Source organism: Chryseobacterium sp. CBSDS_008, assembly GCF_049959325.1.
In the GTDB taxonomy this organism is placed as follows: domain Bacteria; phylum Bacteroidota; class Bacteroidia; order Flavobacteriales; family Weeksellaceae; genus Chryseobacterium.
In genome coordinates this window covers 529,438-554,557 of the sequence record NZ_CP188202.1, presented here as the reverse complement: position 1 = coordinate 554,557, position 25,120 = coordinate 529,438, and the positions used below count along the sequence as shown (strand labels likewise).

24 protein-coding genes are annotated in these 25,120 nt (G+C 38.3%); 8 read left to right on the top strand and 16 right to left on the bottom strand.

Features of this window, described 5'->3' with window-relative positions; translation table 11 throughout:
* The first annotated feature begins 15 nt into the window (after positions 1-15).
* A complete protein-coding gene (locus tag ACP3T3_RS02405; protein ID WP_426478338.1) occupies positions 16-579 on the top strand; it encodes a Crp/Fnr family transcriptional regulator in 564 nt (187 codons plus the stop codon).
* A gap of 270 nt (positions 580-849) precedes the next feature.
* Positions 850-1,182: a DMT family transporter gene (locus ACP3T3_RS02400; RefSeq protein WP_077414420.1), complete on the top strand. Its 333-nt coding sequence runs from the start codon at positions 850-852 to the stop codon at positions 1,180-1,182.
* A 132-nt stretch (positions 1,183-1,314) separates the two neighbouring features.
* Here ACP3T3_RS02400 and ACP3T3_RS02395 read toward each other — a convergent pair whose 3' ends face one another.
* The 5 genes from ACP3T3_RS02395 to gpmI form a co-directional block, all read right to left on the bottom strand.
* Positions 1,315-2,082, bottom strand: a complete 768-nt coding sequence (locus tag ACP3T3_RS02395) for a class I SAM-dependent methyltransferase (RefSeq protein WP_426478337.1) — start codon at positions 2,080-2,082, stop codon at positions 1,315-1,317.
* Positions 2,082-2,891: a type I methionyl aminopeptidase gene (gene map / locus ACP3T3_RS02390; protein ID WP_426478336.1), complete on the bottom strand. Its 810-nt coding sequence runs from the start codon at positions 2,889-2,891 to the stop codon at positions 2,082-2,084. Before map ends, ACP3T3_RS02395 begins: the two co-directional genes overlap by 1 nt.
* 163 nt (positions 2,892-3,054) lie before the next feature.
* Entirely contained in the window at positions 3,055-3,486 is a 432-nt protein-coding gene (locus ACP3T3_RS02385) for a BT0820 family HAD-type phosphatase (protein WP_426478335.1), read from the bottom strand.
* A gap of 89 nt (positions 3,487-3,575) precedes the next feature.
* Positions 3,576-4,553, bottom strand: coding sequence for an acyl-ACP desaturase (locus ACP3T3_RS02380; RefSeq protein ID WP_426478334.1), 978 nt, complete (start codon positions 4,551-4,553; stop codon positions 3,576-3,578).
* Positions 4,554-4,702: 149 nt separating this feature from the next.
* Positions 4,703-6,244 (bottom strand): 2,3-bisphosphoglycerate-independent phosphoglycerate mutase, encoded by a 1,542-nt coding sequence (gene gpmI, locus ACP3T3_RS02375; protein WP_426478333.1) that lies wholly within the window; start codon positions 6,242-6,244, stop codon positions 4,703-4,705.
* Positions 6,245-6,482: 238 nt separating this feature from the next.
* On the opposite strand from gpmI, the gene ACP3T3_RS02370 reads away from it, so the two are divergent.
* Complete coding sequence (locus tag ACP3T3_RS02370) at positions 6,483-6,806, top strand: translation initiation factor (protein ID WP_115929733.1); 324 nt, start codon at positions 6,483-6,485, stop codon at positions 6,804-6,806.
* 2 nt (positions 6,807-6,808) lie between these two features.
* Here ACP3T3_RS02370 and ACP3T3_RS02365 read toward each other — a convergent pair whose 3' ends face one another.
* The 3 genes from ACP3T3_RS02365 to ACP3T3_RS02355 all read right to left on the bottom strand — a co-directional run bounded on the left by ACP3T3_RS02365 (position 6,809) and on the right by ACP3T3_RS02355 (position 12,166).
* Positions 6,809-7,708: a leucine-rich repeat domain-containing protein gene (locus ACP3T3_RS02365; protein ID WP_426478332.1), complete on the bottom strand. Its 900-nt coding sequence runs from the start codon at positions 7,706-7,708 to the stop codon at positions 6,809-6,811.
* A 56-nt stretch (positions 7,709-7,764) separates the two neighbouring features.
* Positions 7,765-9,918, bottom strand: a complete 2,154-nt coding sequence (locus tag ACP3T3_RS02360) for an alkaline phosphatase PhoX (protein ID WP_426478331.1) — start codon at positions 9,916-9,918, stop codon at positions 7,765-7,767.
* A 418-nt stretch (positions 9,919-10,336) separates the two neighbouring features.
* Entirely contained in the window at positions 10,337-12,166 is a 1,830-nt protein-coding gene (locus ACP3T3_RS02355; protein WP_426478330.1) for a cytochrome-c peroxidase, read from the bottom strand.
* A gap of 328 nt (positions 12,167-12,494) precedes the next feature.
* Here ACP3T3_RS02355 and ACP3T3_RS02350 point away from each other — a divergent pair, with 328 nt between their 5' ends.
* The 3 genes from ACP3T3_RS02350 to ACP3T3_RS02340 all read left to right on the top strand — a co-directional run bounded on the left by ACP3T3_RS02350 (position 12,495) and on the right by ACP3T3_RS02340 (position 13,960).
* A complete protein-coding gene (locus tag ACP3T3_RS02350; RefSeq protein WP_426478329.1) occupies positions 12,495-12,641 on the top strand; it encodes a hypothetical protein in 147 nt (48 codons plus the stop codon).
* Positions 12,642-12,750: 109 nt separating this feature from the next.
* The gene (locus ACP3T3_RS02345) at positions 12,751-13,605 is read left to right on the top strand and encodes a nucleoside phosphorylase (RefSeq protein ID WP_426478328.1); all 855 of its coding nucleotides are present in this window, start codon (positions 12,751-12,753) and stop codon (positions 13,603-13,605) included.
* A 205-nt stretch (positions 13,606-13,810) separates the two neighbouring features.
* The gene (locus ACP3T3_RS02340) at positions 13,811-13,960 is read left to right on the top strand and encodes a hypothetical protein (protein ID WP_426478327.1); all 150 of its coding nucleotides are present in this window, start codon (positions 13,811-13,813) and stop codon (positions 13,958-13,960) included.
* Between the two features lie 73 nt (positions 13,961-14,033).
* Here ACP3T3_RS02340 and ACP3T3_RS02335 read toward each other — a convergent pair whose 3' ends face one another.
* The 3 genes from ACP3T3_RS02335 to ACP3T3_RS02325 form a co-directional block, all read right to left on the bottom strand.
* The gene (locus tag ACP3T3_RS02335; RefSeq protein WP_426478326.1) at positions 14,034-14,792 is read right to left on the bottom strand and encodes a hypothetical protein; all 759 of its coding nucleotides are present in this window, start codon (positions 14,790-14,792) and stop codon (positions 14,034-14,036) included.
* Positions 14,789-15,217, bottom strand: coding sequence for a MarR family winged helix-turn-helix transcriptional regulator (locus ACP3T3_RS02330; RefSeq protein ID WP_426478325.1), 429 nt, complete (start codon positions 15,215-15,217; stop codon positions 14,789-14,791). The genes ACP3T3_RS02335 and ACP3T3_RS02330 overlap by 4 nt, the downstream gene beginning before the upstream one ends.
* 194 nt (positions 15,218-15,411) lie before the next feature.
* The gene (locus tag ACP3T3_RS02325; protein WP_426478324.1) at positions 15,412-15,969 is read right to left on the bottom strand and encodes a DNA-3-methyladenine glycosylase I; all 558 of its coding nucleotides are present in this window, start codon (positions 15,967-15,969) and stop codon (positions 15,412-15,414) included.
* 138 nt (positions 15,970-16,107) lie between these two features.
* Between ACP3T3_RS02325 and ACP3T3_RS02320 the strand changes: the two genes are divergently transcribed.
* Both ACP3T3_RS02320 and ACP3T3_RS02315 read left to right on the top strand, forming a co-directional pair.
* Positions 16,108-16,407 (top strand): hypothetical protein, encoded by a 300-nt coding sequence (locus ACP3T3_RS02320; protein WP_426478323.1) that lies wholly within the window; start codon positions 16,108-16,110, stop codon positions 16,405-16,407.
* A gap of 120 nt (positions 16,408-16,527) precedes the next feature.
* Positions 16,528-17,337 (top strand): enoyl-ACP reductase FabI, encoded by an 810-nt coding sequence (locus tag ACP3T3_RS02315; protein ID WP_047375319.1) that lies wholly within the window; start codon positions 16,528-16,530, stop codon positions 17,335-17,337.
* A gap of 161 nt (positions 17,338-17,498) precedes the next feature.
* On the opposite strand, the gene ACP3T3_RS02310 is transcribed toward ACP3T3_RS02315, so the two are convergent.
* The 5 genes from ACP3T3_RS02310 to ACP3T3_RS02290 all read right to left on the bottom strand — a co-directional run bounded on the left by ACP3T3_RS02310 (position 17,499) and on the right by ACP3T3_RS02290 (position 25,119).
* Complete coding sequence (locus ACP3T3_RS02310) at positions 17,499-18,938, bottom strand: glycoside hydrolase family 30 protein (protein WP_426478322.1); 1,440 nt, start codon at positions 18,936-18,938, stop codon at positions 17,499-17,501.
* 39 nt (positions 18,939-18,977) lie between these two features.
* The gene (locus ACP3T3_RS02305) at positions 18,978-19,787 is read right to left on the bottom strand and encodes a glycoside hydrolase family 16 protein (RefSeq protein ID WP_426478321.1); all 810 of its coding nucleotides are present in this window, start codon (positions 19,785-19,787) and stop codon (positions 18,978-18,980) included.
* A gap of 113 nt (positions 19,788-19,900) precedes the next feature.
* Entirely contained in the window at positions 19,901-22,123 is a 2,223-nt protein-coding gene (bglX, locus tag ACP3T3_RS02300) for a beta-glucosidase BglX (RefSeq protein ID WP_426478320.1), read from the bottom strand.
* Positions 22,120-23,556 carry a glycoside hydrolase family 30 protein gene (locus ACP3T3_RS02295; protein ID WP_426478319.1) on the bottom strand — a complete coding sequence of 479 codons (1,437 nt, stop codon included), beginning with the start codon at positions 23,554-23,556 and terminating at the stop codon, positions 22,120-22,122. The genes bglX and ACP3T3_RS02295 overlap by 4 nt, the downstream gene beginning before the upstream one ends.
* 3 nt (positions 23,557-23,559) lie before the next feature.
* Positions 23,560-25,119, bottom strand: coding sequence for a RagB/SusD family nutrient uptake outer membrane protein (locus ACP3T3_RS02290; RefSeq protein WP_426478318.1), 1,560 nt, complete (start codon positions 25,117-25,119; stop codon positions 23,560-23,562).
* Position 25,120 lies beyond the last annotated feature (1 nt).

Below are 25,120 nucleotides of genomic sequence, written 5' to 3'. Positions count from 1 at the left end.
TTAGAATTCATTTTTATGAATATAGACGAGATTCTTGATCAGATTTACATCCTTCCTGAGATATCAAAAAACAGTTTGAAAGAACATATCACTGAGGTTTCTCATCCTAAAGGCTTTTGCCTGATGGAAGCCGATAAAGTGATTCCCTATCTTTATTTTATCCGTAAAGGGATTGCGCGTGCCTATTCTTCAACCGCAGATAACGATATTACATTCTGGTTCGGAAGTGAGGGCCAGTGTATTCTCTCCATGAAAAGCTATGTAGAGGATAAACCCGGATATGAAAGCATCGAATTGCTGGAAGACTGCGATCTGTATAGAATGGAAACAGAATGCCTCAGAAAACTGTTCAATGAGGATATTCATATTGCCAACTGGGGGCGAAAACTCGCAGAAGCGGAGATGATAAAATCTGAAGAACTGATTATTTCAAGACAGTTTAAAACTTCGCTGGAGCGATATAAAGATATTATGGCCTATCAACCTGATCTGCTTAAAAGAGTTCAGTTGGGGTATATTGCTTCGTATCTTGGGATTACCCAGGTAAGTTTAAGCAGAATCAGGGCGGAGATAAAGTGAATTTTAAAATTGAAAGATTGAAGGATTGAAGGATTGAAAGATTTAAAAATTCTATTCTTCGTTTATTTTTTGGCTAAAGCCAAAGGAATTATTATTTATTCTTGAGAGCGGACTAAAGTCCGCCCCTATTGATAGGATAACCATTTTTCGTCTAACTTCCAGCCCCCAGCTTCCATCTTCCTTAAAACCCTCTCACATTTTCATTTTTTAACAATTGTAAAATTTTTTCTCCCGTCAAATGCTGAAATTTGCAGTAGAAAAATTTAAAAAATGAATTGGTTAATATTAGTTATTGCGGGATTATTTGAAGTTGCCTTTGCATCATGCCTGGGAAAGGCAAAAGAAACATCAGGAACTGAAATGTACCTGTGGTATACCGGTTTCCTGATCACAATGACAATCAGCATGCTCTTACTGATCAAAGCTACCCAGACACTGCCCATAGGTACTGCTTATGCGGTATGGACGGGAATCGGGGCTGTAGGAACTGCTTTAATGGGAATTATTTTCTTTAAGGATCCTGTAAGCTTTTGGAGGGTTTTCTTTATTGTAACGCTTATTGGTTCTGTAGTAGGCTTGAAAGCGGTATCTTCATCACACTAAAATGTGCATCAACTTCTATCAATATTTAAAAATGGAACCGTCTTTCGTAATGAAGGCGGTTTTTTAGTTATGACAACAAATTCTCTTCCAGATTACATATAAAAAACCTGTCATTTTCTGACAGGTTTTGTTTTATTTTTTGTAAACTACAGGTAAGATTTCATTGTGTCTTAAGCCGTATTTTTTTATTTCTTCTTCAGAGAATTTCTGTGAATAGAAGTTGGGTTCTGTTTCGAAGCCTGCTTTTCTTAGGCGGTCAAAATAATCCATTCCATACCAGCGGACGTGATCGTATTGTCCGAAGTGTTTCTGACGTTCTTTCGGATCTTTGATGGTAAAATCTTCGTAGGTCTTTTCCAATGAATTTTTCATCGGAACCTGAAGAATTCCCCATCCGCCGGGCTTTAGTACCCTGTACAGTTCACTCATTGCCTTTGCATCATCTTCGATATGCTCCAGAACATGGTTGCAGAAAATAATATCAAAACTTTCATTTTCAAACGGTAAATCCAGGATATCGGCCTTCACATCTACAATCGGAGAATATAAATCTGCCGAGATATAGTTCAGGTTACTCATTCTCTTGAACTTTCTTAAAAATTCCTGTTCAGGAGCAATATGCAGAACTTTATAATTTTTAATGAAAAAATCAGTCTCATTCTGAAGATACAGCCACATCTGACGGTGTCTTTCCAGGCTTAATGTTCCCGGAGAAAGAGCATTTTCTCTCTGTTTCCCATATCCATACGGAAGGAATTTCCTGTAAGATCTTCCATCAATAGGATCATAAAACTGATCTCCTTTGAAAAACTGATAGATAAGCGGTCTTGCCCAGATACTCATTTTAATAAGCATGGGACGTGGAATTTTATTCAGTAAAAGCTTCGTTACCTTTTTCATTAAAAATCCAGTTGGAACTGCTTTTCTTCATCACTTACAATGCCTAACGCTTCATATACATACTCAAATGTTGAAAGCAATACCGGTTTACCATTGATTACAGCTACATCATGTTCAAAGTGAGCAGATGGCATATTATCTAAAGTCGTTACCGTCCAGCCGTCATTATGGAACTTCACTTTCTCAGTTCCCATGTTAACCATCGGCTCTATAGCAATTGCCAGTCCGTCTTTAATGACTTTTCCGCTTCCCTGTCTTCCATAGTTGGGAACCTGCGGATCTTCGTGCATTTTTCTTCCTAAACCGTGTCCTACAAGTTCTCTTACCACTCCATATCCTTCTTTTTCACAATGTGCCTGGATTGCGTGGGAGATATCTCCTATTCTTTTTCCTCTCACACACTGCTCAATTCCTTTATATAGGGATTCTTTAGTAACCTGCAGTAATTTTTTAACCTCCGGCTTTACTTCTCCGATTTCAAAAGTATAGGCATGATCACCTACGAAACCGTTAAGAATAACTCCACAGTCTACGGAAAGAACATCTCCTTCTTTTATTACATCATTGTTTGGGAAACCATGCACTACCTGCTCATTCGGAGAGATACAAAGAGAGTTTGGAAATCCTCCGTACCCTAAGAATGCAGGCTCTGCACCATGATCTTTAATAAAATCATGAGCCAGTTTATCTAAATATAAGGTTGTAATCCCTGGTTTAATTTCTTTTGCCAACATTCCCAATGTTTTAGAAACCAGTCGGGCACTCTGCTTCATCAGACGTAATTCGTCTATCGTTTTTAATTGAATCATTGTATTATAGATGTTAGATATTAGATGTTAGAAGCTAGATTAAAGCATTACGCTTATTTTTGCTTCCTATCATCTATAGGCTTTCTATCATAAATTATAAAGAATCAGAAGCACCTGATATTAAAAAACTAACGTCTAATTTCTAGCTTCTAATTTCTATATTCTACCAAAAAAGTCCTTTTTTCTTTTCTTTTTTCAGTTTTGAATAGGCAAGAACTTCTTTTCCTTCTACACGGAATTCTATTCTTTCCTGGATGATATTGTAGATCTCACCCCAACCCGGAAATCCTCCTAAGTTTCTGTCATCAATAAACCAATCTGCATCTAATTTTCTGGATTGATTTTCAGGATCAAAAACTTCCCCTTCAAAGCTTGAGTTCACAGCATAAAATTCTATTCCGTTTTTCTTGCAGAATTCTACAGCTTCATCTAATGTTTTTCCGTGTCTGTACGTCCAAAGTATAAGTCTGTACCCTTCAGCCTGAAGCCTTCTCAAAGTTTCGAATGCAAAAGTTTTCGGTTTCCCAATTGCCGGATAAGCGTCATCAACAATAGTTCCGTCAAAGTCAACAGCAATTTTTTTATTATTTAACATTTTGTTCTTTTTTTAGCTTTGCAAAGATAAGAAATAAAAAGAGTGCCCAAAAGAAAGGCACTCAATTACTTTTATATTTTAAAATCTTATTAGCTTTTCACCCAGCTGAACTGGAACTGAAGATCCGGAGTAGAAACCCTGTCCGTAATCTTCTGTAGTCTTGAAGGAAGCTTCATCAGGTATTCCTGAGCCTTTTCTGCTTTTTCTGTAAGTCCTTTTACATGCTCAATTTTCCATTCATCTAAAAGGTCTTTCATAATATTGATATAATCCTGGCCTGTATACACCATACATCTTTGTGCAGCATCTGAGAAATGTCCCCAAAGTTCACCCGCTTTCTGTCCTGACTGTCTCATCAAGTGGGCAGGCATTACAATTTTCTTACGCATCATATCTTCGAATGCAAGAATCATTTCCGAAGGGTCTATTTCAAGGATTTTAGCAACGAAATGTTTGTATGCTTTAGCGTGTCTTGCTTCGTCTGCTGCAATTACACCACACATTTTTGCCAATTTTCCGTTTCCTGATTGTTTTGCCAGTGTACCTACTCTTCTGTGGGAAATATTGGTTGCGGTTTCCTGGAAGCTTGTATAAATGAAATTTCTGTAAGGGTCCATACTTGTACCCAGGTCAAAGCCATCATTGATAAGGTACTGAGTAGTGATCTCAACCTCTCTCATGTTTACTCTTCCGCACAGATAAAGATATTTGTTTAATAAGTCACCGTGTCTGTTTTCTTCAGCAGTCCACGCTCTTATCCAGTTGGCCCAGCCTACTTTTTCTTCCTGATTGATCCCGTCAACTCCCATTAACCAGGACTCATATGAAGGAAGTGCTTCCTCTGTAATACAGTCGCCGATCAAGGTTACAAAAAGATCATAAGGCATTTCACGGGCAAAGGTCTGAATTTCCTCTAAGTCGTGTTTAAATTCTTCGCTTGATGGATCTGGCAAATAATCGGAAGGCTGCCATATTTTTTCAATTGGCGTTAAAAATTTATCAAGAAAAGAACCTACTTCCTTTTCCAATATTCCCATTACTTCCTTCCTTACAAGCTTTTGATACATTTAATATTCAGTTTTAATTTACAAAGATATGATTTATTTATTATTTAACGCATAATAAAGTATGCAGCTCATACTTTATCTGACAAAAGTCATAAAAAAAATACCACTATAAAAGTATAACGGTATTTTTTTAACATTATTATTGAATTTTAGTTAACCAAAACTTCTCCGGTCATAGCATCTGGTATTTCAACCTCCATCACTTTAAGGATTGTAGGGGCCACATCGCCCAGTCTTCCTGGTTTCAGATTCCATGTCTGGTCTTTATCCATTACGATAAAAGGAACCAGGTTCGTAGAGTGCTGTGTATTAGGAGTTCCGTCTGCATTGATCATAACATCGGAATTTCCGTGATCGGCAAGGATGAAAACAGCATATCCGTTTTCATAGGCAGCTGTTGCTACTTTTTCAATGCACTGATCTACCACTTCAGCCGCTTTCACAGCTGCTTCAAAAACACCTGTATGCCCTACCATGTCTGTATTGGCAAAATTTAAGCACACAAAATCAGCAGTTCCCTGTTCCAGTTCCGGTATGATGGCATTGGTAATGTCATATGCTGACATTTCCGGTTTTAAATCATAGGTAGGGACATCTTTCGGGCTCGGGCACAATAGTCTCCTCTCGCCTGCAAATTCCAGCTCTCTTCCTCCTGAGAAGAAGAAAGTAACGTGGGGATACTTTTCTGTTTCAGCAATTCTGATCTGGGTTTTTCCATTTTTTTCAAGAATTTCACCCATGGTTTCCGTCAGTACGTTTTCATCAAAAACAACCTGAACATTCTGGAATGTTTTATCATAATTCGTTAATGTGATATAATAAAGGTTCAGCTTTTTCATACCATATTCCGGGAAATCCTTCTGAGAAAGCACTTCTGTAATCTCTCTCCCTCTGTCTGTACGGAAGTTGAAGCAGATCACCACATCATTATCAATGATTTTTGCTACCGGCACCACATTTCCTGTAGCGGTAGTGTTCATTAAAATAATCGGTTTCAGGAATTCATCGGTAATGTTGTTATCGTATGAGGCTTTAATAGCAGCCAAAGCGTCTGTTGATTGCTCACCTATACCTTCTACAAGGGCATCATAAGCCAGCTTTACACGTTCCCATCTTTTATCTCTGTCCATTGCATAGTATCTTCCCACCACCGTTGCCAGTTTTCCCGTAGTAGCTTCCATATGCTTCTGAAGCTCATCAATAAATCCTAATCCTGAGTGTGGATCACAGTCTCTGCCGTCGGTAAATGCATGAACAAAAACGTTCTCATTCAACCCGAATTCTTTGGCAGCAGTAAGCAATCCTTTCAGGTGATTGATATGTGAGTGAACGCCTCCATTGGAAACCAATCCGATAAAGTGTATTTTTTTATTTTCTTTCTTAGCATATTCAAAAGCGTCCTGAATCACTTTTTCATGGCCCAGAGTTCCGTTTTCAACCGCCATATTCAGTTTTACCAGGTTTTGGTAAACCACTCTCCCGGCTCCCAGGTTCATGTGTCCTACTTCAGAATTTCCCATCTGTCCGGCTGGTAAACCTACAGCTAATCCGCTCGCTTCAAGCGTAGTATGCGGAAATTTTTCAAAACAGCTGTCTATGAATGGTGTATTTGCTTTATCTATTGCAGAAACGTCCGGGTTTGTTCCCAATCCCCATCCGTCAAGAATGGCCAGTATTGCTTTTTTCGACATTTTGTAAAACTTTTGTTATACAAATTTACCTAATTTCCTATGAATAGAAGAATTTGAAGTGCTGAATTTTATTGATTACTGATGATCAATTAATTGCTTTTAAAGTTATAGCATAAAAATTGTCTCAATTTGTACACACTCACCCCTGCCAATGTTCAAAACCCTGACAGGGCTGAAAAATTAAAATTTCGTTGCTCATTTCCGTTCATTAATCGGTAAATCTTTTTAATTTTGCGGTATGGATTTACGAGATCAATTAAAGAATCTTTTTCCTGATCATGACGAGCAGGATTTTGAGATGCCTGAAGAGCAATTCAAGCAGAAAGAGCCTTTGGTATGCAAGTTTGAGAAGAAAGGAAGAAACGGTAAGCCTGTAACGATTGTTGAAGGCTGGGAAGGCAGTGAAGAAGACCTGAAAAAAATCTCAAAGAAAATAAAAACCACCCTGGGTATAGGCGGTTCTGAGAAGGATGGAACGATTATCATTCAAGGGGATAACCGTGACAAAATAATGAATATCCTTAAAGAAATGGGATATAAAACCAAACGTGTTGGCGGATAGCTCTAGAAATAGATCTGGGTTTCCGGCAGTAAGGTTTTTAAGTTTTCAATGGTAGATTTTTCTATGGGATTTCCTGTAAGAATCAAAGTTTTCAGGTTTTTCAGCTGTTTGATTTCTACAGGAATATCTTTCAGATTATTGTTGGCCAGATTCATGCTGACTATATTTTTCAGCCCTTTTACTTTGGGTGAGAGTTCTGTGATATTGTTTCCGCTTACATTCAGAAATTCAAGATTCCTCGCTTTGAAAAGATTTTCCGGAAGTTTGACAATGGCATTCTGCTGCAGCTCAAGATATTTTAAATTTTCTGGAAAAGATAAATGTCCAAGGTCATTGATCTGATTGTCCGAAAGGTTCAGAAATTTCAGGTTTTTGATCTGATCCAATCTGTCTGCAATAAAGCTGATCTGGTTTCCCTGCAGGTTTATTTCTTCCAATGCCGGAATTTCCATAAGCGCTTCAGGAAAAGTATTCAGGTTGTTGGCATCAAAATGTACAGCTTTTAGGTTCTGAAGCTTTGCAAGATTAGGATTAATGCTTGTCAGGCTATTCAGATTCATAGAAAAGGTGGTTAGTTTCTTAAGGTTGCTTACCTCATCCGGAATATATTTAATGCTGTTTTCATTCACATTTAAAATTTCCAGCTCGGTCAGTGCAAAGAGTTCATGATCCATTTTCTCAAGCTTATTGGCCATGATATTCAAAAAGAATAATGAATCCAGTTTCACGATCTGAGGAGGAATATTGAATAATCCCTTCTGCCTGAAACTCATACTGTATACTGCTTTCTTACTGCTTAAGGCATCTTCAATATTAGTAAAAGTGGGATATTTCACCGGGTCAATCTGTGCTTTAAGCTGAGAAAGTGTAATGATGGAAATAAGTAAGAAAAGCTTTTTCATAAAGATAAATGTCTGCCGGCAGCCAAGGCCACCGACAGACAGGAATTATAAATAATTTATTTCTTTAAAAGTTTAACTGTCTTCTGAAAACCTCCTTCAGCTTCAATATTTAAAACCAAAACTCTGGATCCTTCCAACTGTTGTGTGAAATCAAGGTCCAATACTTTGTTGGTTCCGTTGAACTTTTTCGTGTAAACGATTTTCCCGTCCAGGCTGTAAGCTGTCACAGAAATATCTTTCAATCCTTTTGCAGAATTGATTTTTACCAGTCCGGAAGTTGGGTTAGGTGCTACCGTTACGGTATTTTCTGCAGTATGGTTTTCTATAGTTCCTAAAGAACCTTCAATTCCTAAGTTATTTTTAAGAGCAATAACAATCGTTGCTGATTTTCCTTTATAATCAATGGTATTCCCTGTAGCATCTACATCTGTAGAGATCGTTGAATCCGGATGCTGAATAGAAAAGAAACCGAATTTATGATCTGGTGTGAACGTAAGACCTGTAGGTTCTGAACCAGCCGGCATAGAAGCAAATAGTCTTACTTTAGGGTTGGCCTGTGTGTGATCAGGAGCAATTACCCAGATATAGTTTTTACCTCCGTCCTGAAGCACCCAAAGGTTTCCAAGCTCATCAAAAGTAAGGTTGTCATTTCCGTCCCCCCAGGCTTCAGATTTCATTCCCTGAGCAGTATTGAAAGAATATACGGAAGAACTTCCCCCTACAAATGTTTCTACCTGAGAAGCTGTAGTTCCGTTATCCTGCAGACGGTATACCCTGTCTAATCCTTTTGCAGTAAAATAAATTTTACCATCCAATGGACTGATATCAACATCTTCTACTCCATTGAATTTCGTACCACCTAAGGACAGCGCATTTGTATTGGTATTATTCTGATCGGCTTTTTCTTTGTTCGGAACCTGAATCCATGTTGCTGTAGTTCCTGCCGGATCTCCTGCAGCGGTTAATCCCTGATCCAGTTTCAACACATAAAGGTTTCCTGAAGAGAGATCATTTGGAGTATCCATTACATATTTGTATACCATGTGCGTTCCGCCGTCTTCCCCGTAATAAGCGGTTGTTCCTGCATTATTGATCACCACGTTTTCATGGTTCATGATTCCCATCTGCCATAGTTTTCCTTTGGAACCGTCAGCATTTTTAGAAATCACCTGTGCCGTTGCCGGGTCAATTTCTACCAGCCAGCCATAATCTTTGTACCCATCATTGTTCACATCATTGGAAGTCACAGATTCTTCAGCTGTCACTACCGTTCCCCAAGGGGTAATACCTCCGGAACAGTTTCTGATAGTTTGTACCAGACTTGGATCTGAGAAACTTACTGCTCTTGATTTTGTAAGCTGCCAAAGTTTTGAGGTAGGATTATAGTTAATTTCTGCCATGGTAACTCCTCCAGGATTCGTTTCATGATTTACAGAAAGGTATCCGTTTGTGCTGCTTCCTGTTTTTGGAACATAAGCGGTAAAGTCATTCTGGCCACCTACCAATCCTCCGCCTTCAGTATAGCTGTCCCCTTCTTTTAAAATAAGCTGATATTTATGTTCAGCAGGGATAATTAACTTATTTGTTTGTGCTGTAGGAACAATGGAAGTAAAGCAGCTGATATGTGTTCCGTTACAAGTTACAGGTGTTGTTGTATTGGTGGTTGTTTTCAGGTAAGCATCAATTCTTAAATCTGAACTGGTGGTGCTTCTGTTATGCAGTTCAATAGAAAACCTGTTGACACCGTTTACAAATTTTGATTTAGGAATTGAGAAAATATTATAAACACTCTCTGCAGCCCCATCAATCGTTGTGCTTGAAAAAGTATTGAATGTAACAGCACCTGCAGGCATATTGTCTCTTACGACTTCTTCTCCGTTAAGATATACAATGATACCGTCATCTCTCATTATCCCAAGTTCCATTGTATCGGAAAGTGTTGAAAGATCCACTGTAAAATCTTTAGCAAAATAAGCTGTGGTAAGCCCTGAATTGATCGTCGTAGTTACGGGATCCCCATATCCTAGAGGGCCGTTTCCTACTGCCCAGGCTGAAATATCATATGCTGCAGCATTCCATCCTGCCGGCTGGGCCTGATTGTTATCTTTGTAGCTCCATGACGCATTCTTATTGAATATCAGAGTCTGCGCCTGAAGACCAGAACTGGCCAGGATAGCCAACGCTCCCACTGTGAGTAGTTTTTTCTTCATTGTTATTTGATTTATTAGACGTTGCAAAGCTATTTTTTTAGAGCTTTCTCTCTGTTAATAGGACTTTAAATATAGATCAGCAAATATTAACTTATCAAAAACCTAATGTTAAGGGGATTAATTTTTTGTTAAATAGTGCGGGGATTCTAGGGTTTGAGTGTGGGAGAGTTTGAGAGTTTGAGAGTTGGAGTGTTGGAGTGTTGAAGTTGCGGAGTACAAATTGCGAGGTGCGAGGTTCGGACTCGTACGGAAAGTATTAGGATAAAAAATAGTTTACAATCATATGTATGAATAGAAATAATCCATCTCCATCTCCAACTATCCATCATAAAGCTCGAATCACACGAGCCCTAACCCAAATCCTGAATCTCCACTCTCTCACTCTCCCACACTCCCACACTCAAACCTCGTAACCCACCTATTTCGCTTTACTCACATCGGTAAGGGCGTTCAGAAAGGCTATAATCTGTTTTATTTCTGTTTCCGTAAGATTTAATTTATCTGGCGCAAGGGTTTGGTTTTTCATTTTCAATCCTAATCCTTCTCCGCCTCCTTCGTTATAAAAGTCCAGCACTTCTTCCAGTGTATTGAAAGCTCCGTTATGAAAATAAGGTTTGGTCAGCGCACTGTTTCTTACGGTTACCGTTTTGAATGAGTAATCATAAATCCATGATTTTTCTTTTTTAACCGGGCTGTTTCCTCTTCCTAAATCCTGATCAAGCTCTACAGGAAGCTGTTTAATGGGCTTCGTGGTTATTCCCAGCACCTCAGATTCATTTTCATTAAAAAACGGCGGCACCAATCCTGAAAAGTGAGGTGCAAAATGACAGGTTGCACAATTGGCTTTTCCCATAAACAGGTTGAATCCTTTTTTCACCTCATCGGAAACATTCTTTTCATTCCTCATAAAACGGTCAAAATCGCTGTCAAATGAGTACAGTGAAGCTACGTAAGAACTTAATGCTTTCGAAAAATTTTCTTTACTGATTTTCCCGTCCTTAAAGGCATTTCGGAACGCTTTTTTATACTCAGGTTTTGTTTTTAATTTCTGGATAATGCTTTCATAGCTGGTGTTGAACTCCTGCTCATTATAAATAACGTGTTCTGCCTGCTGCTCAAGATAGAAAGCACGAAGATCATAGAAAAACCTCTTGGCAAAAACAGCATTATATAAAGACGGAGAATTTCTCAAAACGGTTTTTCCTTCCACATTACTTTGTGATTTTGCCTTCAAATCTGTAAAAGCATTTTCCTGAAGGTGACAGGTTGCGCAGCTCATTTTCCCGTTACCACTTAAGTTCTGATCATAGAAAATAGATTTTCCAAGGTTTCTGGGTTCCGGATTATCTTCTGAGGATTTCAATAAGGTATAAAAATACGGATCTAAAAAATCACTGCTGAAAAAGTTTTTGTTTCCCACATTCCAGCCGGAAAACTCTTTAAGATCATCAGGTCTTCCGTCCCATTTTCCAAACTCTTCATACAAAGGCTGTACGTACTTTTTATAAAACTCAATTCTGTCAAAAGTTTCAAAATCGGTATTTTTTGAAAGATAGTTGATTGCTTCTGTTAATATTTGATTTGCCTTACCCGTATTATAATTTTTAAAATAAGGATCATCATTAATGTATTTCTGCATCCCGGAAAGGGCATGGCCTGTTTCTTCGGAAATGTTCAGGGAACCTGGTGTATCAAAGCCTGAAACACCAAGGGAATAGATCCTGATCAGCTCTATACGCAACGGCAGTGTTTTGTTGTTTCCTTTGCTCAAGCCATTTTTTAAAGCACTTAAATAAAAACTGGAATAGCTGTTGTATAAAAAGGTAGTAATGGTCTTAATCTTTTCTTTCTCCTTCCCTGCTTCCTCTGAAAATATAAGTTCATCCAGCACCTGCAGCCCTTCAGGAGGAAGCGTATATGCTGATGTACCGGCAGCTTCAATATGGAACAAAGGCGCTGCATTGAGATGGGTTTTTGTAAATTCAGGATAATGATACGCAATATAAAATTCTACTTCCTTAAATGAATTTCTTGTACTGCTCAGAGATTTCTGCAGTTCTTCCAGGGAAATACGGTCTTCTGAGAACTTATCAACATCTGATTTCAGCTGTTCAAGCCTGATTTTAAAGTCGGACAACCCTTTATTGATAAATGTATTTTCGCTTTCTTTTCCTTTATAAACGGGATTAAAAGACATTACTGCAAATCCTATCAGAAGGATAACTACAAGCAGTGGATAAGATCTCATGAATTTTTAGCGGCAAAGCTATCAATCCCATATTATCTCAGTTTTAATAGCAGATTAAATAATGTTTATATTTCTGATATCATATTTTTCACTAATTTTAAACCCCGAAATCAAATTCATTATTCTAAGAAAACGGTTTTCGAAATACCGAAAAATAATGGCGGGAGATTATTGGGAGAGGATATTTTAATTTAAATTCAACACATCAAAAAAACTAAATAAAAATATGAAAACAAAACTATGGTTTGCTGTTGCGGCAAGTTTCCTTTCTCTGACCGCATTTTAGCAGAAAAAGAAGCAGCCGGAAAAACAATCCGGAAAGCAGGAAATGGCTGTATATGCTGAGAAAAGAGGTTCTGATTATTATCTGGTGCGCGTGGAAAAAGATAAAGAAATTCCTAATGTGTATGTGTACTCCAACGGAACTATAGATCCTAAAAACATTGAAAAAACGGTCATTACCGTTTATGAGTAATGAGCGGCCAGAAAAGAATTGTAGAAGAATACAATGACATCTACGAGGTTCTGGCATCTCCTTATAAAGATGCTATGATTAAATTAAAAAAACAAAAAATATACATATTATGCTAAACAAACTTGCTGCCTCAGAACTTGTTCTGAATGAAGACGGAAGTGTATACCACCTGAATCTTTTACCTGAAGATATTGCTGACAAAATCATCCTTGTAGGTGACCCGGACAGAGTGGCAAAAGTTTCAAAATACTTTGATACCGTAGAGATCAAAAAAAATAAAAGAGAATTCTATACGCATACAGGAACGCTTCGCGGGGAAAGAATTACCGTAATGTCAACGGGTATCGGAACTGAAAACATCGATATCGTAATGAATGAGCTGGATGCTTTGGTAAATATTGACCTTAAAAACAAAGAGTTTAAGACTGAACATAAAGCCCTTGAGTTATTCCGTATGGGAACCTGCGGAAGTGTAAACCCTGATGTACAGGTTGACAATATGCTGGTTACCCAAAATGTAGTCGGATTAGACGGATTGATGCACTTTTACCAGGACTACAACTTCGAAAATGAGTTTTCTAAAAGCTTTTTGGAAAAATTCCCTTACGAAAAAATCAAGCCGATGCTTTATTTCTCAGACTGGGCAGCAGAGATGGGAGATTATTACAAAGATGCCAAATACCACGGAAATACGGCAACCTTCCCCGGATTCTATGCTCCACAGGGAAGACAGCTTCGTTTAAAGGCAGTAGATGACCAGTTCTTAGAAACATTGAACGATCTTGGAATTACCAATTTCGAAATGGAAACCTCTGCGATCTATGCGCTGTCCAAATTATTAGGACACAAAGCCATTACCGTAAATAACGTTATTGCCAACAGAAGACGTGGTGAGTTCTCTGCAGACCACCATGCTTCTGAGAAAAACCTTATTGAATGGGTATTGGAAAGAATTATTAAGTAATTATTTTATTTACACAGATAAAAACCTCTGGAATCGTTTCCGGAGGTTTTTTTATTAGGTTTTGGCTGAAGCCAATGGAATTTTCATCTATTCTTCAATAGCATTATTCTTCTTACGAAAACTTAAATTTAAACACATTATGGATTACCACAATTAAATAAGAAATATCCTTTATAAATTCATTTTTGAATTTAAAACTTTTATTATGGCAAAAACGTCACCGTGGCATAGCATTGAAAGAAATGTACACCACAACAACACAAGTTGTACAGAAGGAAATAACATTGAAGCAAAAAACAGAAGATCAGGAACTGGTGGGAAACCACTATGTACGCACTGTTCAAAACTAAGTTAAACAAAATGTTATTTTATTAAGGAACTCATCCGTACAGGATGAGTTTTCTTTAAATTAAAATATTCATTCAAACTTAATGAAACATTCTCGGATCCGGATACAGAAACATATAATCCAGCTCTGAAATAAGCTTTGAAGATAAAACCTTCTTTCCTTTCACCTCAGACTCTTCACTATCCGCTATATTTTTCTGGGCATTAATCACCTGGCTTTTTGCGGGATGAAGAGGAGCTGTCACATTATATAATTTTGCTTCTGTTTTCTTTTCAATCATTTCGAAGATAATTCCACTTATATCAGCATAATGAATATGGTTCACAGCGTGATCAAGATTCCCTACATTATAATTTTTCAGAAGCCTGTTATCGCCCATCAGGCCGCCGAGTCTCAGAATGTTAAGCTGAGGATATTTACTTCTAAGCATTCTTTCTCCTGATACATTTTCCAATGGAATATCATCTTCTGTAAACTCTTTCGGAACATCAGGATAAACTCCTGTAGAGCTCATCAGAAACATCTGCCCTTTAAAATCACCGATAAACGCTGACAAATTCTGAATCCTGTTATACAAAGAACTCACACAACAGCTTTTTTCAGAGACAGGAATTGTAATAATCAAAACATCCATATTTTTAATCTCAAACCATTGGGAGTAAGGTTCTGCCATTTGGTAATCCGGGAAAACAGCAGTTATTGCCTGTATTCCTTTATCATTAAGCTCATCTGCTTTACCCATTGTTGTAGTCGTTGCTGATAGGGTGTGTTTTCCTGATAAGTTAGATGCTATTCTCTCACCCAGCCAGCCATAGCCTATAATTCCTATTTTCTTCATATTTCAGATACGGATTGTGTGGATAGTATTTCGTCTAAAGAAGCCATCAGCTGAGCCTTTACCTCGTCGCTCAGTTTCATACAGTCCTGAACGGCTTCGGGGATATGTTTCGCTTTATCCTGAATCTCTATTCCGTTTTTTGTAAGATTGATCAGTACTACTCTTTCGTCTGCGGAACTGCGGGTTCTGATGAGCAGTCCATTCTTTTCCATACGTTTCAGCAGTGGGGTAAGTGTTCCGTTATCCAGATGAAGATGTTCACCAATCTTTCCAATGCTCATTTCGCCATACTCCCATAAAACTGTCATTACAAGATATTGAGGATAGGTCAGTGAAATTGCATCCAGATAAAGCTTATACAAGCCGGTGATATACCGCGAAACTGCATAGGTTTTAAAACATACATGTTCTGATAGAGGAATCATTGTTTTTTTTTTACCCGACAAAGATAGCTTATTTATTTTGTGCACAATATTTTTGTTTACAATATATATTTTCAAAAATTGAAGCAATAAAAGGTATTCTATAACTGAATATGTTTTCAAAATAATGTTGATTTTTCGATTAGCGTTCTATATTATTAACAAAAAAATCACTAAAATTGAATAAACATTGACAATTATTTTCTGACAAAACAGTTTTTTAAATGGTCATTTACCATTCCGGTAGCCTGCATATGAGCATACACCACCGTAGAGCCTACAAATTTAAATCCTCTTTTTTTAAGATCACTGGAAATACGATCAGACACCTCTGTAGTTGCCGGAACATCTGACAGCTTTTCAGGACTGTTATCAATAGGTTTTCCACCAATAAAGTCCCAGATATATTTGGAGAAACTTCCAAATTCCTTTTGAACTTCCATAAATTTCTGAGCATTGATGACTGCTGACAGAATTTTAAGCCGGTTTCTAATAATTCCGGGATTATTCATTAATTCTTCAATCTTTTTTTCAGAATATGCAGCTATTTTCTGATAATCAAAATGATCAAAAGCTTTCCTGAAGTTTTCCCTTTTAGACAAAATAGTATACCAGCTCAATCCGGCCTGAAAGCTTTCTAAGATCAGGAATTCAAAAATTGTTTCGTCGTCATAGACGGGTCTTCCCCATTCTTCGTCATGATATTTTCTGTAGCGGTCATCTTTTTCACACCAGCCGCAGCGAATTTTTTCCATCGTTATCAAATTTTATATTTTAAAGTTACTACAGATTTGGAAAAATATAACAAAAGATTATGAAAAGTTTAACAGAGGTGTCCTGTTTTAGGAATGGTTATTGTTTAATTACTTATACCAAACTAAAATTATACTATTATGAACAATTCAGAGTACAACAAAGCGGAAAATGCAGTAAATAATGTAGAAGGTTCTTTGCAGAATGCAGCGGACAAAACCAAATGGAAAATCAATGAATTGGCAGACAGGGCCAAAGATTATATCAACGAAAAGAGAGATAATGATCAGGAAGCCAGCCAGGAAGACTGGCTAGACAGGGTAAAAGCTAATGCATCCGATGCGTGGGAGGATATCAAGGATAAAGCAGATGAAGCATGGGAAAAAACCAAAGATGCGGCGGAAGATGTGAAGGCAGAATGGAATAAGAAAACCAATTAGTATTTCAGTCATATAAATATTTTCAATAAAATGGAGTCTTAAATTGATAAGGCTCCATTTTTTATTATGCCATAAGCGCAATTATTGTTACATTTGTATTATAATAAACATTAAAAAATTATGTCATACGGTTTACTTAAAGGCAAAAAGGGAATTATTTTTGGAGCCCTTAATGAACAATCTATCGCATGGAAAGTTGCTGAAAGATGCCATGAGGAAGGTGCTGAATTTATTCTATCTAATGCTCCTATTGCTTTGAGAATGGGAGAACTTAATGGTTTAGCAGAAAAAACAGGTTCTGAAGTAATAGGTGCTGATGCTACTTCTATAGAAGATCTCGAAAAACTTTTTGATGCCGCTGTTGCAAAATTTGGGAAAATCGACTTTATCCTTCATTCTATCGGAATGTCTATCAATGTGAGAAAAGGAAAACATTATACAGAAATGAACTACGATTGGTTGGAAAAAGGCTGGGATATTTCCGCTGTTTCTTTCCATAAGGTAATGCGTGTAGCATGGGAAAAAGACTGTATGAACGAATGGGGAAGCATTTTGGCGCTTACTTATATCGCGGCTCAGAGAACATTCCCTGATTATAATGATATGTCTGACAACAAGGCTTATCTGGAGAGTATTGCAAGAACTTTCGGAAACTATTGGGGTGAAAGAAAAGTACGTGTAAATACGGTTTCTCAGTCTCCTACAATGACTACCGCAGGTAGTGGTGTGAAAGGTTTCGGAGGATTCCTTGGATATGCTGAAGATATGTCTCCGCTAGGAAATGCTACCGCTCTTGAATGTGCAGACTACTGTGTCACTTTATTCTCTGATCTAACTAAAAAAGTAACGATGCAGAACCTGTTCCATGATGGTGGTTTCAGCAGCTCAGGAGTTACCCAGAGAGTAATCAGTAAGTATGATACTGAATAATCATTTATCTGAAAAATAACGGACTGCAAGTTCGTGAATAAAATAAGACCCGTGAAAGCTTTCACGGGTCTTCTGTTTTAATGTGGGCTTTATTGTACAGAGAAAAACCCGGCGGCCTCGAAGAGGCCGCCGGGTCTGTCAAAAATAATATTAATATGATACTATAAAATTACAGTCTGTATAGAGTGTGCAGGAGCATTCAGCCTGGCAGCCATTCCTTCAATCCATAGATTTGTTTCGATATCGTTGTCTGAATCATTCATGATAACGGTTACCAGCTGTCCGTTTTCATTCATAAAAGCAGAAGATGTCAACGCTGCTCTGTTGGAAGAACTTCCGATTCTCTGTGCATTCGGCTTAATATATTTTGAAACATGCCCTATGTAATAGTATTCATAGGTGTAGAAAACTTCCCCTGTTTTAGTATCTGCAATAATCGGGGCAAAACAGAAGTTTCCTTTATGGTTAGGTCCTCCGGTTTCATCCAGCAGAATATTCCAGTCGGTCCATAAGGCATTTCCTTTGTTGAAATCATTCAGCATGTTTTTACTGTACAACTCTCCTAAACTTACATCATAGATTTTATCCATACTGAACTGTTCTTTACAGCCTTCAGTGAATGCCAGGAATTTATCCGGAAAAGCTCTGTGTGTTTCTGCCAGATTATCAAAAAGCTGTGTTTTGTTGTTCCATGTTTCATACCAGTGATAGCCGATACCGCTGGCATATTTTGATGTTTCCGGATCGCTTAAAGTAGTGGTTGCTCTTTGGTAAATAAGATCTCTGTTGTGATCCCAGATCATGACTTTTTTATCTTTATAACCGTTTTTCCACAGGGTTGGCCCCAGGTTCTTTTTCAGGAATTCACCTTCTTCTTCGGCAGTATAAATGCATGATTCCCAGCTTTGGGTTGCCATGGGTTCGTTCTGAACCGTCAGACCCCAGATATTAATTCCTCTTTTTTCGTATTCTTTGATGAATCTGATATAATAATCAGCCCAGGTCTGATAGTATTGATTTTCCAGCCTTCCGCCTTTATACAGGCTTTTATTGGATTTCATCCAGGCCGGCGGACTCCATGGAGAGAAATAAAAGGTGAAGTTATTCCCAATCGCCTTCTGTGCTTCTTTAATCATCGGGATTTTATACTTCTCATCATGAGCAATATTAAAAGTCTTCAGCGAAGTATCATTATCTTCTACATAAGTATAGGAATCACTGGAGAAATCACAGGAGTTCATATTGGTACGAACTACAGTGTATCCCAAACCGTTTTTTCCAAAGTAGGCATCCAGAATTTCCTTTTGCTTGTTCTTTGGCATTTTATAAAAAGTTTCTGCCGATGCATCGGTAATAGCTCCACCGATTCCTATCAGCTTCTGATATTTAAAATGGGGAGCCACAAAAATACAGGCCTCTGTTTCTTTGGGCTGTCCGAATTGTTCAAATTTAACGGCTCCTTTATCTACCATCTTTTCATTCGCTTTCGAATTGGTAAGGATCACTTTAGCTGTTTTTCCCGCATTTTTTTTCCAATAATTCTGAGCATTGACATTGATGACAACGCCTACTACAAAACAACTTACAATTAATTTTCTCATGATTTTTTCTGTTTCCGGACCATATGGCCCTCATTTTCATTATTTATTTTGATAGACTCTTACGTAGTCTATGTAATACTTCTGTGGAAAAACAGCATCATCAATGCCCTCTTTTCCACCCCAAAATCCACCCACTGCAAGATTTAGAATGATAAAGTAAGGTCTGTTAAAAGGCCATGCTTCATCATTTTTCTCTTTATTTTCATAGGTGAAAAATTTCCGGTCGTCTATATAAACATCTATTTTTTCCGGTGTCCAGTCTGCTTTATAGACATGAAACTTTTCGCTTACATCCTTTACAAAAAGGGTGTCTGTCTTCTGTGTTCCCTGGATATGATTGTACTTTTTGGTATGCACAGAAGCATGGATGAATCCCTGGTTATAACCGACATGCTCCATGATATCCAGCTCACCGTCATCCGGCCATTTCTTCATATTTTCACTCATCATCCAGATGGCAGGCCACGTTCCGCGGCCTTTTGGGAGCTTTGCCCGTACTTCAATTGTACCATACTGAAAAGCAAATTTTCCTTTGGTTAACAATCTTGCGGAAGTATATTTTTTGTTTTCCCAGTTTTCCTTTTTAGCTTCGATGATGAGATTTCCCTTTTCCATTCGGGCGTTCTCAAGCCTGTTTCTGGTATAAAACTGAGCCTCTTCATTTCCAAAACCGCTTCCTCCGGTATCATAATTCCATTTTAGTGAATCCGGAAGGCCTTTACCATTAAATTCATCGCTCCAAATCAGCGTTCTCCCGGCATCAGGCTTATTTGATGCACAGTTGAAGGCGGAAAGGAAGACAATTCCTCCTGCACAAATACTGATTATATTTTTGAATTTGATTTTCAAGTGTAATAGGTTAAAATTTTGGCTAAAGCCATTTTCTGACGTTTGTTTGAGCGGGCTTCCTTCGTCTAGGCTCTGGATTATAGCCCACCTCTATTGAATTCAATTTCATTCAATTATTTTGTCCAGGTAATTCTTTTGGTCTGAACATGTTGAGAGTCTGTCCCAACCATGATATCGAATTCTCCGCCTTCCCAGTCAAAATTCAGCTCATCATCAAAGAACTTCAGATCTTCCGAGGTCAGTTTAAAATCTACTTTTTTGCTTTCTCCTTTTTTAATAAATACTTTCTGGAAACCTTTCAGCTCTTTTACCGGTCTTACCACCTTTCCAAAAAGATCCCTGATATAAAGCTGCACCACTTCTTCTCCATCATACTTTCCTGTATTGGAAACGTTAACACTGATGTTTAATGTCTGATTTCCTGTAAGGGTTGCAGAGCTTAAAATCATATCAGAATATTTGAAATCCGTATAACTTAAACCATATCCAAATGGGTATTTGGGATCATTATCAAGATCTATATACGCTGAAACATAGTTTCTGTCTGTATTATTTTTTGCAGGTCTTCCCGTGTTATAATGATTGTAATACACCGGAATCTGACCTTCTGTTCTCGGAAAGCTCATCGGAAGTTTTCCGCCAGGATTCACTGTACCGAACAAAACATCTGCAATAGAGTTTCCAGCCTCTGTTCCCAACCACCATGTGTACATAATTGCAGGGATATTGTCTGATGCCCAATTGAAAATCAGAGGTCTTCCGGCATTGATCATCAGGATGATTGGCTTTCCAGTCTTGGCAATTTCTTTCAATAAATCTTCCTGCACTCCCGTAAACCCGATATTACTTCTGCTTTTTGCTTCCCCGCTCATCGCATGGCCTTCACCCAGCGTCATAATCACAACATCTGCCTTTTTTGCCGTTTCTATAGCTTCTGCAAACTGGGTTTTGTCCTGGTCATCCACATTACAGCCTTTAGCATAGAGTAAAGTGGCGTTTTTATCCAGTTGATTTTTAATTCCGTCAAACGGTGAAACGATTCTTTGGTTATCATCTTTAAAAGCAATAGACCAGAAACCGTGATTAGCTACTGTTTCTTTACCGAAAGGACCAATCAGGGCCACTGTTTTTACCGTTTTTGAAAGGGGAAGAATATTTCCCTGATTTTTAAGCAGTACGATACTCTTTGAGCCGAATTCTCTTCCGAATTTTCTATTCTCCTGATTATCAGTCTGCTCTTTCTGTCTTTTTTCATTACTGAACCTGTAAGGATCATCGAAAAGCCCCATTTCGAATTTCTTGGTTAAAATCCTACCCGTGGCATCATCTATCAGTTTGGGATCTACTTTTCCTTCTTTCACCAGTTTTGGAAGTTCTGCCATGTAGACACGGCTTTCCATGTCCATATCACTTCCTCCCTGTATTGCTCTTTCTGCGGCTTCGTTAGCATCTTTTGCATAGCCGTGAGGTACCATTTCTCCAATGCTTCCCCAGTCTGAAACCACAAAACCTTTATAATTCCATTTCCCTTTTAAAAGGTTTCTCTGAATATATTGGTTGGCGGTTGCCGGAATTCCGTTAATATCATTGAAAGAATTCATAAAAGTGGCTACTCCTGCTTCTGCTGCAGCTTTGAATGGTGGAAGATACGTTTCATTCAGCTGTCTGAGGCTCATATCAACGGAATTGTAATCTCTGCCGCCAACTGCCGCTCCATAGGCTGCAAAGTGTTTTGCACAGGCCATTACCGCATCAAGACTTCCCAAACCTCTGCCCTGGAATCTTTTGATCCTGGCCAGTCCGATTTTTGTTCCCAGATATGTATCTTCTCCGGAACCTTCCATTACTCTTCCCCATCTCGGATCTCTGGCAATATCTACCATGGGAGCAAATGTCCAGTGAATACCATAAGCAGAAGCCTCTGTAGCAGCAATTCTTTCTGATTTTTCTATCATTCCCAGATCCCAGCTTGCTGCCTGTCCTATATTCACCGGAAATGTGGTACGGTAGCCATGGATAACATCCTGTCCGAACAGTAAAGGAATTTTCAGCCTTGACTGCATGGCGAGTTTCTGAAAGGCTCTGGTTTCTTCTGATCCGGCAACATTCAGCATGGAACCTACTTTTCCCTTTTTAATTTCATCCAAAACGGCAGCTGAATTGGAATGCTGTGGTCCGGTGGCATATTCAAACCCGCTGTACTGAACCATCTGTCCTACTTTTTCTTCCAGGGTCATTTTAGACAGCAGCTCTGCTACTTTCTGATCGATTGTTTTTTGTCCGTAGGCATTCAGTCCAAATGCAGAAAATGCCAGTAAGAAATAAACTCTTTTCATAGTATCAAATTAAAAATATAGGTTGCTGTAGAACGTCCTGAAATTGTTACAGCAGCGGTTTTCCCGGCAAATTTAATATTAAAATTCTCATCTGAAGGGCTATCGTTCTGCACAATTAAAACTATTTTCCCAAATTGAGTCTTAAAAGCCGTAGTTGAAAGCTTATCCGTCTGTGTGGACGCGATACGCTGAGATCCTGCAGGAATAAATTTTGAAACGTGTGCAATGATATAATAGGAAACATTCCTGGTGAAATTCTCACTGTCGGAAACTGTAATGGCTCCTTTACATTCTGTGCACCCACCGTCTGTATGCGGGGCAAATTGCGGATCGTTGGCAAGGTTCCATTCCAGAGCTATTTTGCTCCAGTTTCTCATAGAACCGATGATTACATTTTTTGTGTGCCAGTTCAGATCTTCAGTAAAAGTGCCTTTTGAACCTGTCCATTGCTCGGTAAAATATAAGTTTTTATTAGGGAAAGCATCATGTACTGTACTTAAAGCAGAGATGTCTCCTTCATACAGATGAAAAGCAGACCCGTCTATATACTTATTTGCTTCAGCATCTTTTAAAATATCAATGGCATATTCAGGTTTGTTGCAATTGTGATCATACACCACAATTTTAGTGGTAATTCCACTGGCTTTAAAAGCCGGGCCAAGATGGTTCTTAATAAAATCTCCCTGCTGCTCAGACGGCATATACAAACTTGGGTTATTTCCAGGGTGCAAAGGTTCATTCTGAGGAGTTACCGCATCGATAGTGATGCCTTCTTTCTTCATTCCCTGAATATATTTTACAAAATACCGGGCATAGGTTCCATAGAATTCAGGCTTTAAACTTCCTCCTTTTGATTTTCCGTTGTCTTTCATCCAAACCGGAGGAGACCATGGTGCAGCAATGATTTTAATAGAAGGATTAATCGTTACAATCTCTTTCAGCATAGCAATCAATGCTTTATCTTTTGCCAGACTGAATTTTGAAAGCGAGGCATCGATCTGTCCTTCAGGCAGATCATCGTACGAGAATACTTCTCCATCAAGATCAGAAGCGCCAATACTTAGTCTTAAATAGCTGATGGAGATTGAGTTATTATCATTTCCAAAAAGTTCGTTAAGCAGTGCTTTTCTTTTGGAAGGCGACAACCGGTTGATTACCTCAACACTTCCTCCTGTTAATGTATATCCGAAGCCATCAACATATTGAAATTTTTGGGTGTCATCAATTTCAATATTTTGAAAGCTATTGGAAGTATTTACAAATTTAACCGGAGTCTGCTGCTGTAATTTTACGTTTTCATCACCTTTTGTAAGCCAGTACTGCACTTCATTTCCTTTATTGGAAGTAAGTGATGTACACGACAAAGAAAAAAGGGCCACACCACTAAGCAGTGCGGCACCTCTAAAGAAACTATATAAGTTGTGAAACTTCATGTGTTAATAGCCAGGATTTTGTTTTAAAGCGGTATTCGGCAATTCATTGAAAGGAATGGGAAGAATTTCATTTTTGTTGGCTTTAAATCCTTTGAAGGCAAGCTTAGAAGGAGCATCTCCCCATCTGACCAGGTCAAACCATCTGTGTCCTTCTCCTGCAAGCTCTCTTCTTCTTTCATCTTTGATGGCCTGTAAAGAAACGGGAACCGGTGTTAAGCCGACTCTTGCTCTTACGGCATCTAATAAAGCCTGAGCTCTTGCACCTGTACCTCCTAAAGCTTCTGCTTCCATCAGGTAAGTATCTGCTAATCTGATAGCGATATAATTTTGTCTGAAATTCAATTCAGCAGGCCCTGGAAGTGAAGTTTTTAAAGCATTTGTAGGTAAAAATTTATTAAGGAAGTATCCGGTATCTGCAAACGCAGGGGCATATGTAACTTTCCCCTCAGTCACCAGCTTTTTTGCATTGAAAACGGTAACATCCAGTCTTGGATCATCCTGCATAAAATTGACAAAATTTTCTGTCACCGTATTAAATGCCCATCCGGAATAGATGTCCGGCGCAGTATTATTAGGGATATCTGTTAATGAATAAGAACGAGGACCTACCATCACATTGATAGAGTTCCCTTCATCTTTCCCTTGTCCCCAGAATCCCCAGTCGGAGCTTCCTTTATTGGTATGCATTACTTCAAGGATAGATTCTGATAAGAATTTGTATTTATTGGGATCCTGGTCAGTTTCTAAGGCAACTTTAAATAAATCTGCATAATCTGCCACAAGCTTGTATCCATACTGGCTGGTTCCTCCTGGCGTACCATTTACCATAGCAAACTGTGCAGCAGCTTCAGGCATTTTTTTATCATAAAGATAAATTTTACCCAATATAGCTCTGGCATTTCCCTGCGTAATCCGTCCTTTATCACTGATGCTTGGCGTTATCATAAGGTCTGGGATAGCAGCAATGATATCGCTTTCTATCTGTGCATAAACCTCACTTGGCTTGGCCTGTGGAACATTCCAGTAATTATCATCAAACTTTATGGTATTAAGAATCAAAGGAATATTTCCAAACATTCTCAGTAATTCAAAATAATATAAAGAACGAAGAACTTTAGCCTCTGCGATATATCTTTTTTTAAGATCCTCATTCATATTTGCCCCCGGAACTCTTTCTATCAAAAGATTAGCACGTGCAACTCCCTGGTAGTAATCCCTCCAATAGCTGGCAGGCATTGTATTTGGGTTGATCATATAATTGTTCATTCCCTGGATACCCGCTCCGTCATTAGAACTTCCTCCACCGGAATAAAAATCATCAGATCCTGCATTAAAGAAAGTAACGGTATTTTCAAATCCCGCCGAATATTTTCTTAGACCATCATATACAGAAATCAATGCACTGAAAGACTGCTGCTCATTCTGAAAATACAAATCTGTATTAAAAGATCCTGAATTCTTTACATCATCCAGATAGGAATCACTACACCCGATATTGGTAAAACTAAGACCTGTCAGAAACGCTACGGCAAGTCCTTTATATATAAAATTCTTATTTTTCATT